10 protein-coding genes are annotated in these 10,024 nt (G+C 27.5%); all 10 read left to right on the top strand.

Features of this window, described 5'->3' with window-relative positions; translation table 11 throughout:
- Window positions 1-247 (top strand): hypothetical protein (locus M0R36_10395; GenBank protein ID MCK9556203.1); only part of this gene is annotated, 247 nt, incomplete at its 5' end.
- A complete protein-coding gene (locus M0R36_10390) occupies window positions 241-2,628 on the top strand; it encodes an SMC family ATPase (protein ID MCK9556202.1) in 2,388 nt (795 codons plus the stop codon). The genes M0R36_10395 and M0R36_10390, both read left to right, overlap by 7 nt.
- 11 nt (window positions 2,629-2,639) lie before the next feature.
- Window positions 2,640-3,971, top strand: a complete 1,332-nt coding sequence (locus M0R36_10385; protein ID MCK9556201.1) for a DEAD/DEAH box helicase family protein — start codon at window positions 2,640-2,642, stop codon at window positions 3,969-3,971.
- A gap of 12 nt (window positions 3,972-3,983) precedes the next feature.
- Window positions 3,984-4,580 carry a hypothetical protein gene (locus M0R36_10380; GenBank protein MCK9556200.1) on the top strand — a complete coding sequence of 199 codons (597 nt, stop codon included), beginning with the start codon at window positions 3,984-3,986 and terminating at the stop codon, window positions 4,578-4,580.
- Window positions 4,540-4,806, top strand: a complete 267-nt coding sequence (locus M0R36_10375; GenBank protein ID MCK9556199.1) for a hypothetical protein — start codon at window positions 4,540-4,542, stop codon at window positions 4,804-4,806. Before M0R36_10380 ends, M0R36_10375 begins: the two co-directional genes overlap by 41 nt.
- Before the next feature lie 19 nt (window positions 4,807-4,825).
- Entirely contained in the window at window positions 4,826-5,251 is a 426-nt protein-coding gene (locus tag M0R36_10370; protein MCK9556198.1) for a hypothetical protein, read from the top strand.
- Complete coding sequence (locus tag M0R36_10365) at window positions 5,227-5,640, top strand: hypothetical protein (GenBank protein MCK9556197.1); 414 nt, start codon at window positions 5,227-5,229, stop codon at window positions 5,638-5,640. The genes M0R36_10370 and M0R36_10365 overlap by 25 nt, the downstream gene beginning before the upstream one ends.
- A gap of 15 nt (window positions 5,641-5,655) precedes the next feature.
- Window positions 5,656-8,313 (top strand): hypothetical protein, encoded by a 2,658-nt coding sequence (locus M0R36_10360; protein MCK9556196.1) that lies wholly within the window; start codon window positions 5,656-5,658, stop codon window positions 8,311-8,313.
- Window positions 8,314-9,534 (top strand): hypothetical protein, encoded by a 1,221-nt coding sequence (locus M0R36_10355; GenBank protein MCK9556195.1) that lies wholly within the window; start codon window positions 8,314-8,316, stop codon window positions 9,532-9,534.
- 49 nt (window positions 9,535-9,583) lie between these two features.
- A partial coding sequence (locus M0R36_10350) for a hypothetical protein (GenBank protein ID MCK9556194.1) occupies window positions 9,584-10,024 on the top strand: 441 nt, incomplete at its 3' end.

Below are 10,024 nucleotides of genomic sequence, written 5' to 3'. Positions count from 1 at the left end.
TCTTAAAAATAAAATGTATAACGTAGAATTCATTGTTAAGGATTTAATAGATAATATCCCAGATTTAAAAGAAGATATTCTGAAGAATTTATTAAAGCAATATTCAATTGAAAAAATATTTACAGCATCAATAGATGCTAATAAAATCAGAGAAGGTGTTGCAGAAATAGAATATAAAATGAATAATATAAGTAAAATAACGTTGGATAAATATTTATCCTTCATGAGAAAGGAAGAGATATGCTAAAATTAAAAAAGATTTTTATAAAGAATTTCATGGGAATAAGTGAACAAACATTTGAAATTTATGATAATGGGCTATACATGATAGTTGGGCCAAATGGGAGCGGAAAAAGTACAAGACTGGAAGCTCTCATTTGGTGCATATTTGGAAAAACTGTTCGTGGTAATCTTACAAATTCTGATATAATAAATGAAAAAGCTGGAAGAAATTGTTTAGTAGAAGTTTATTTTGAATACATGAATAATTCCTGGTTTATTCGTAGAACCATCAAACATGATGAATTAAAAAATAGTCTAATGATTTTTAAGGATAATGTTGACTATACTAGAAAAAGTATCAGTGAGACAGAAGATTTGATATCCGAGATTTTCGGGGATTATGATATGTTTGTTTCTACAATATTTTTTCCTCAACAGTTTTCCAATACATTTTTGGATATGTCCGATAAAGAACAGAAAGATTTATTTGAAAAGATATTGAATTTTAATGAAATTAGAAATAATTGTGAATCATGTAAGAAAAAAATGGAAAAAACATCAGAAGAAAAAGAAGGGTGTGAGCAATCAATAAAAGATACAAAAATAATTTATGATATGACATTATCAAAATATGATGCACTGCTAAACCAAGTTGAAAATGAAATAAAGAACCAGGAAGAAATTAAAGATAATTCTAATTCTTTTTTGAAAACATTTGACATAAATGGAATAAAAGAAAAAATATTAAAAATTGAGAAAGAATTGGAAGAAACTCAAAATTCTAAAAACAATTCTGATAATAAAATTTTTAATATCGAAGAAGATTTTAAAAATAAAAAAAATAGAATAAATAATAAGGCTCTAAATATAAAGAGAATGATAGATAATAGAAAAAGTAAATTGAGCAATGAATTAATATCCGTTCAAAACAATTTGAATTCAAAAATAAATGATGAGATTTCAAGTAGTTCTAAAGATAAATACGATGATATTGACAAAATATCTAAAGATATAGAATTAATCTCAAAAAATATAAACAATCGTAAAATAGAAGAAACAAAATTTATATCTGATTTTGAAAAAGAAAATAATAAAGAAACGGTCAGAATTCAAATGGAAGAAATATATCCAAAAGATAAAGAATTCAATAATAATGATATGCGAATATTTGAAATAAATAAAAAAATAAAAGAGTACGAGGTTCTTAAAAGCAAGAAAAATTCTAAATGCCCGGTATGCCAGAGAAAAATGGATGATGGTGCAAGAGAGTGTTTAGATGAATGTATATCGGAATTTAATAAAGAATTAAAAAATTTGGAAAAACAAAATAAATTATTATTAAAAGAAGTAAAGGAACTCAATGAAAAAATCTTAAAATTAAATGAAAATAAAGAAAAAGAAATATTTAAGATAAAAACAAAATTTTACAATGATGCCGAAAAAGATAAAAATAAATACAATGAACTTAATAATTCTAGAGTTGAAATAAAGAAAAATTTAGAAAACATAAAAGAAAATATAAATAAAAAATACGAGAAAATTCTAAAAGATAAAGAAATAGAAATTTCTAATAGAAGAAATTTATTTGAGATTAGAATTGAAAATACAAGAAAAATATATAAAACTAAATTGGAGTTGATTGATTCCGAAAAAGAAAATATTTTAAAGAATCATAAAAAAATATCAAATACTCTCAGTGAAAAAATAGAATTATTAAAAGATGAGTTGAAAACTTTGAATATCAAAAAAGAAGAATATGTTGCGGTGGAAACCAAACTCAAAAATTCTTTATCGAGTATAGATAAATTAAAAAACGATATAAGTAAAATTAAAAATGAAAAATCTGAAGAGATATTAAAAATTACGAATAGAATTGTAGAGCTTGGAAAGAATTTGGAAAAAATGGAAACTGATTCTTCATATTATAAATTTTGGCTCGAAGCATTTTCTAGGCAGGGAATTGAAAATTTAATTATAGGACGCAGCATTCCATTTCTAAATAGTAGATTGCAATATTATTTGACAAAATTAAATTGTGGTTTTAACGTTATGCTTCAAAATACAGATTATACCCAGAAAGGTGAAGAACGTAATAAATTAAGTTGCAAGATATATCGTGATGGAGATAAGAATAAAGAAACAAAATTTGTTAAACTTAGTGGTGGGGAGAAAAGAATAATTGATATAGCGATGATGTTTTCGTTATATGATCTTGCATTATCAAGATCGAATCTAATTTCTAACGTAATATTTTTTGATGAGGTATTTGATAATCTCGATGATGATAATGGAACTAACGCAGTTAAATTAATGAAAGATTTCAGTGAAGAAAAATCTTGTTATTTAATAACACATAATACATTTTGGAAATCCCAAGATTATGATGAAATAATAGATGTTGATTAGGAGAAAGTGGAATGTATATTGATTCTTGGTTGCATGTAAATAAATCTGAGATCACTAGGGATGAATATAAATTTATTACCGATTCTTTAACTAGATTGGATTTTGAATTTGTAACATCCAAAGCAAAAACTGTTAAGTTATACGGTGAAACATCAAAAGAATTATTATTACCAAGAAATTTTATAGTTAAGCCGGATATTGAAAACAATTCAATTGATGGTGAAAATATTATTATGGGCGATACTGTTATTTTTAGAAATGAAATTCAAAAAAATGCGGTTGACTTTATAATCAAAAATAATTGTTGCATAATAAAATGTCCTCCAGGATTTGGAAAAACTGTTGTTGCTATTAAATCAATAAGTATGTTAAAGAAAAAGGCATTAATTTTTGTAGATCAATTATCATTGGCTGACCAGTGGATAGAAAGATTTATACAACATTCCGATTTAAAAGAAGATGACATTGGGATTCTTGATAAAAAAATGTGTCTTGATTTTCCAATTATAATTTCAACTGTTCAAAGTTTTTTGGCAAAAATAAGAAAAGATGAAAATAAATTTGATGAATTAATGAAAAATTCTAATTTTGGTGTAACATTTTTTGATGAAGTTCATTGTATAATAGGACCAGAAACATTCACCACTGTATGTGGGAAATGTTATTCGAAAAGATTAATAGGCATGAGTGCCACTCCATATAAAAATCTGTATAGAGAAATAGCAATTAAATCTTGGTTAAGCAACAATATATTTTCTCATGGTATATATGAGCTGAAACCAATTATAAAAGTTATAAAATTTAAATCAAAATTTGATAGTAATTATAGAAAATATATTATGTGGCGTGGTAGATTCGACAAGAGAAAATACTATAGACAATTATTAAAAAGAACCGATTATATAAATATGGTGACATCATTATTGAAAAATGCATATGATAAAAATAGAAAAATACTTGTATTATCTGGATTAAAAAATGAATATTTAAAAACAATAAGAACAATTCTAATTGAAAAATATGAGATTGATGAATCAGAAATAGGATTATTCATTTCCAAAGCAAGTAGGGATGAATTAAAGAAAAAAATAATACTTTCTAATTATACTATGTGCTATAAGGGAATAGATGAAAGTTCTATAGACACTCTATTATTTTTATCATCGGTGGTAAGTCCAACATATATCGAACAATCAATTGGAAGAATATTAAGAATAGATAAAAATAAACAAAGTCCGGTCGTTATAGATTTCTTGGATACTAACTTTCTAGAACTAGAAAATGAATGGAAACTACGGAATGAATTCTATAAATTCAATGGATTTGAGGTAGAATGCCCGTAGAAGGGAGGATTATTGAAAATTTTAATAGGAGGGCTTGGAACTTTAGGTTCTAATTTTTTATTTACACTTTTGAAGACAAATAACTTAATAGAAGATTGGGATCTCACTCTGGTTGATTACGATATCATAAGCGATGATGACTTAAAATACACATTGTATTCAAATATAAATAAATCAAAAATCGTGGAATGTGTTAGGTTAATTTATAAAATTCATAATAGAAAAATAAGTATTATTGATTTCTTTAATGGGAAATTAGAACATTATAAAAATGATAATAAATTTGATGTTGTTTTGGATTTTAGAGATGTAAATAGCGATATAGAAAATATAAGCTATAATCTTTATTATAAGTGCTTTCTCAATCATGATTACGGGATACTTTTAAATGATGTTGATTATTCCAAATTTAGGTATAACCCAAAAGAATATGATACGAAACCAGAATTACATTGCGCTGTAAAATTTTGCAAAAATCTGATAGATTTGATAGACGGGCGCAAGAAAATAAATTCATTTTTAATTGATTTTAAAGATATGTCTCATCATGATTTAATATGGGGGAAAAATGGAAAAATTATCGACATTGAATCACAACATAATGTATAATTACACGGATGAAATAGAGACACATACTATAATCCACGTTCCACCTTGGATGGATGAGATTTATGATCTTCTAGGAGTAGAGGAAAAAAGTTTAGTAAAGTGTGATGAAATTGTCACTTCCTTACCAAAAGAAGAAGTTAAAAAATTGTTAAGTGAAAAAACTAGCGGACAGTATATTGTCAGTGAGAAGGATAATCATCTGTATATTTTAAATATGTCTGCTTAATTTTAGGTGGAGGGTATGTTTGAGTATAGAAAAAATACCACTAGATTTGTCCGAAGATACGATTGTAACTTATAATGATAAAAGTTGTAAACTAAAGACCCTGAGTCAAACTGACACCTTTGCAGCTGGGTTATTAAATATTGGAAATTTTTATTTTTTGAAAGTCAATAAAAGCAGTAAAAGTCTGATAAACTTAATTGGTAAAAGTAAATTTATCACATTGAATACACGATCAAATTTATATGCTGGGTTGTGTATTTTTGAAAATGACTTAATATTTGAAAATTTAAAAAACTATATGGGATTTGGATTTATATTTACAAAAGATTTTTATGTGCCAAAACATGATTGGTTAAAATTGATAACAGGAATGCTCTTAAAAACAAAGGAAGGATTGTTGATTAAGGATTGGAGAGAAATATGTTCGTTGCAATTGAAAAAGTAAAATTTAAAGAATTGAATGATTATATTGAAAAAAATTCACATAGAGTTAATGTTAATGGAAATATAATTGATATCCATGGAGATTGGTTCATTTATTTTGTGAACACATCAACTGGTCTATATTATGTTGTTAACAGATATAATATTAGGCATGTGAGAATAGATACTCTAAGAAATATAGTTACTATAGAAAAAGGATATCATCCATCCACACATAAACTAAGCACAATAAAAAACCAAGTTCCAGTTTCTAGTCAGATTTGGATGTATAAAGATGATATTAATAAATTTGCGAATATGATTCTGTTTGATCTTTTGCTTTTTAGGCCGGAGACATCATGGGATCATCAAACTTATTATATTGAAGGAGATACAGCTACATTCTATTAAGGAGGGAGGTAAAATTTGAAATTACTAGATATAGAACGATATAGTGAAAAACTTACAGAAGTCACTTCTAGCAAAGTTTTAAAAACTCAAAATATGTTTCATTCACAAGGAATATTTTCCGAACAAATATTTGGTCCAATAAGAGATTATACTTGCCAGTGTAGAATAAAAAATACAACAGATGTCAATAAGGTATGCCCAATTTGTGGTGTTAAATATGCATCTAGTATTATTAGACGAAGATCCGTTGCAACAATAAAATTGCCTTGTAATGTTCTCCATCCAATGATTTATTTATCCATGAAACAAAAGACAGATAGATTTAATAAAATGATGGGAAGAATATTAACAGGATACACGTTTTACGAAATAGTTGATGGTAAATTTGTTGAAAAACCTTGTGATGAGGAAATGAAAATAGATGACTTATATAAATTAATAGAAGAAATGGCAAAAATATTTGTTCCTGAAATATATGAAGTCATGATGAATAAGTTTGGAAATATATTCACTAAAAATGTGTTGGTTATTCCACCAGATCTTAGACCAGTGGTAGTAACCAATAAAGAATTAGCAATGGATTCATTAAATTATATTTATCAGCATATCTTAATAAAGAAAGAGCAATACAATAAATTCATCCAACCAGAGAGTACAAAAATATTTAATTATGATTTCGTATTAGGGCTATGGTATGATGTTTACAGCGCATATGAGCATTGCGGAGAATATATAAACGGTGATAAAGATAAATTAATGAGGAATAATTTATTAGGGAAAAGAATAGATTTTTCCGGTAGATCGACGATTGTGGTTGACCCAACTCTCGGATTAGATCAGGCCGGGATTTCTGATAAATTATTGGTTCCATTATTTAAACCAGAATTAATAAATGCTTTATTGGAAAAAAGAATATGTGTAACATCTCAAGAGGCAAATGAACTATTAGAAAAACATATTTCAGATCAAACAAATTTACATGATTTTATTAAGAAAACATGTGATAATAAAATAATTATATTGAATAGACAACCAACATTGCATAGAATGGGAATGTTCGCATTTAAGGTAGTCACCAAAAATACTCTCGCAATACACATTAACCCATTAATATGTGCGCCGTACAACGCAGACTTCGACGGAGACCAAATGGCAGTCTATAGGCCACTCACAAATGATGCCACTGTAGAGTGCATTGATAAGATGCTTCCGTCTAAGAATTTATTAAGTGTTTCTGATACAAATTTTAATTTCTCACCGAGCCAATCTATGGTTTATGGTGTTTATATTCTGACACAGAGTGATAAAGAATATGACTTCAATGAAGAATGTGAACATGAAGGAATTAAAACAACCAAAGGGAGAGTTGAGTTCAATAAGATTTTTCCAAAAGATTATCCATTTATAAATGAAGCAATGGATAGGAAAAAAATAAAAAATATATTGTATGATTTGAGCATGAAATATGATTCTGAAACCGTTGCAGATATTTGTGGAAAAATAAAAGATATGGGGTTTGAATATAGTACTTATTATCCAGTAGATGTAAATTTAGATAATTTTGTTATTCCTGAAATTACAAATGAATTTAAAGAAAAAGAAATATTTAATAGTGATAATCCTAGCGTAAATATCGGAAATGAAGAGAGATATGTCAATTCTATTAAAGAAAAATTTAAATTATCAAAGCTAATCAAATCATCTGCAAGAGGAGATTGGTTACAAGCCAAACAAATATTCTGCTCAAGAGGGCATGTTTCAGATTATAAAGGAAACTTCATAAAAACACCAATTACCCATAGTTTAATTGATGGGTTAACATCCTATGAACATTTCTTGTCTTGTTATGGAACTCGCAAGGGTCTAATTGATACAGCAGAAAATACTGCTAAAGCCGGATACCTAACCAGACAATTAATTTATGCAATGTCAAGCATAGAACTTGATTATAATAACGAGGATTGTGGTTCAACCGAAGGTGTTCAAATAGTTATTACTCCAAAAATATTAAATCATTTATATGGCAGATATATTGTTGATGAAGACAAAAAATCAAGATTAGTTTGTAAAGATGATATTGGAAAAACTGTTATATTAAGATCCCCGATAAGATGCAAAGGAAAAGATATATGTAAGACATGCTATGGAAAATTGAGTGATATTGCTAGAAGCAGATACGTTGGATTTATATCTGCACAAGCAATAGGAGAAATTAACACACAGCATGTTTTGAGAACTTTCCATATATCTGGTGCAGCTATTGTAAAAGATGGGTCTAAAACACAAGAAGACATCGTTACAGACATGAAAAGAGTAAATGATGCGCTATCCGGAAAATGTGATGACTATAGAGAGATGCTTGAAATATTAATGAAAGTGTATGGGTCTTATTCCAATATTCAAATGATTCACGTTGAATTATTAATATCCCAGTTATTATGGTCATATGTTGATAATAAAATCACACAATGGAGAAAGTTAGAATCAAGCGTCGAGTATAAACCGGTTAGCAAGATAGTATGTATTGGATTGCAGTCACCACTGCTTGCATTTGCATTTAGTCCAGGTAGAACAAATTTCTATGAAATTTTAAGAAATCCAAATTACAATAATATCTTATTAAAATTTATGTTTAATCGTTTTGAAAATATAGATGGCAAAGGAGGAATATAAATGATTTATAATTTTAGAAATCCATCCTTCATAGATAAAGCCTTTGTCTATAAAGAAAAAGAAATTGAAAATATTGAAAAAACTATTGGACTTGTTGTAGAGAATCTGAGAACCATTCCAGGGATTATAGAAGCAAATATTGTCGAGGGTGAAGAATATAAACGAAAAGTCAAAGTAATTAAAGGCACATTAGAAAAGTGTACTAAAATTAATATTAAATTTAATAGCAGCTCAAATACAAAAGTTTTAAATTACGATATTGACGTCATATATCCAATCCCTGAAAAAACTACACTTGAATTTGTTATTAATGGCGTTTATAGACATCCGCTATTTCAGTTAATAGATACTGTGGTGATGTCAAAGGGTGTTATAAGAATTATAGGCACCATTTTAACTGTTCATTTTCATACCATAAAAGGATTTGCTGGTATATCAGATAAGAGTACACACATGGGAAATATGATGAGCTATTTTTACGATCTAGAATGGTTTCTAAATAAGTGCAATTATAAAATAGATAATATAATTTCCAAAACATCCGGGGTGACTCTTGGTGATAGATTAAAAATAGAAAAGATAAATCCTGATATCCCTGATTTCGATCAGATGATGGAAGGATTCTTATCACAGAAAATGAATAATAAAGTAAAGTTCAACACCAAAGAATTCTGGTATGATATGTCAAATTCTTACAAATACAAAAAATTTAATTTAATAGAATATTTTGATTGTGTGAAGAAATCAGATTTATTCATAGCCAAAAAAATGAAATGTGAAACTATAGCTCACGAATTATTTGAAAGATTTATAAATAAAGATAAATTTAATAATGAACGTGGTGATTTAAATCGCAAGGATATTATTTTATCCCAATATATATTGGGACCACTGTTTTCCGAGATTCTTTCATTCCTTTTATCTAAGAATTCATATAAGATTGATAAAACCAAAACTGTTAATATCACAAATTATTTATCTAGTAAGATGCCCGAAATGCAACATCTAGCTGATCATAGTGTGACTGTCATTCATAGTATAGGTGAATCATTGAAAACAACATACTCGGGTCCACAGGGACTCAGTAGGAAAGCAATGCCAACAGATTTAAGAAATATTCATGATAGTTATTATGGAAAGCTTGATTCGATTCTAACAGCAGATCGTCAACAATGTGGCATCATAAATTTTTTAACTTTAGATACTGATATGATTGAATAACAACACAAATATGGAATCATAGCTGTATACAAAAAAGGAGTAAATTGATATGGAAAATGAAAAATCAAATATAAATTTCATTTGTAAAATATGTGGAAGGGAGATGTCCATCAAGTGCATTGGTGGACATCTCACCAAAACACACAAAATCACCCTGGAGGATTATTATAATAAATTCTTTAGAAAGGATGAGAAAGAAGGAATTTGCAAGACTTGTGGTGGTAAAGTAAAATTCAGAAATCTTGCAGTTGGATATCCTGAATTTTGTTCTGTAAAATGTTCTAGCAATAATAAGGATACTATTGAAAAAAGAGAAAATTCTTGTTTAGAAAAATATGGAAATAAAAATGTAAATCGTTGCAAAGAAATTCGAGATAAAATAGAAAAAACATGCATGGATAGATATGGGTGTAAAACTAGTTTACAGAATGAAGAAGAAAAAGAAAGAATCAAGAAAATAAATCTTGAAAAATACGGGGTTGAAAATGTA

The sequence above is a fragment of the bacterium genome, assembly GCA_023228325.1.
Classification (GTDB): Bacteria; Auribacterota; UBA6266; order UBA6266; family UBA6266; genus UBA6266.
This window is presented reverse-complemented; position numbering and strand designations above follow the sequence as displayed.

Bases quoted from the DNA above. Each gene is read 5' to 3' on its own strand.
- M0R36_10390 (MCK9556202.1), top strand. From the start codon at position 241: ATGCTAAAATTAAAAAAGATTTTTATAAAGAATTTCATGGGAATAAGT.
- M0R36_10385 (MCK9556201.1), top strand. From the start codon at position 2,640: ATGTATATTGATTCTTGGTTGCATGTAAATAAATCTGAGATCACTAGG.
- M0R36_10375 (MCK9556199.1), top strand. From the start codon at position 4,540: ATGGAAAAATTATCGACATTGAATCACAACATAATGTATAATTACACG.
- M0R36_10365 (MCK9556197.1), top strand. From the start codon at position 5,227: ATGTTCGTTGCAATTGAAAAAGTAAAATTTAAAGAATTGAATGATTAT.
- M0R36_10355 (MCK9556195.1), top strand. From the start codon at position 8,314: ATGATTTATAATTTTAGAAATCCATCCTTCATAGATAAAGCCTTTGTC.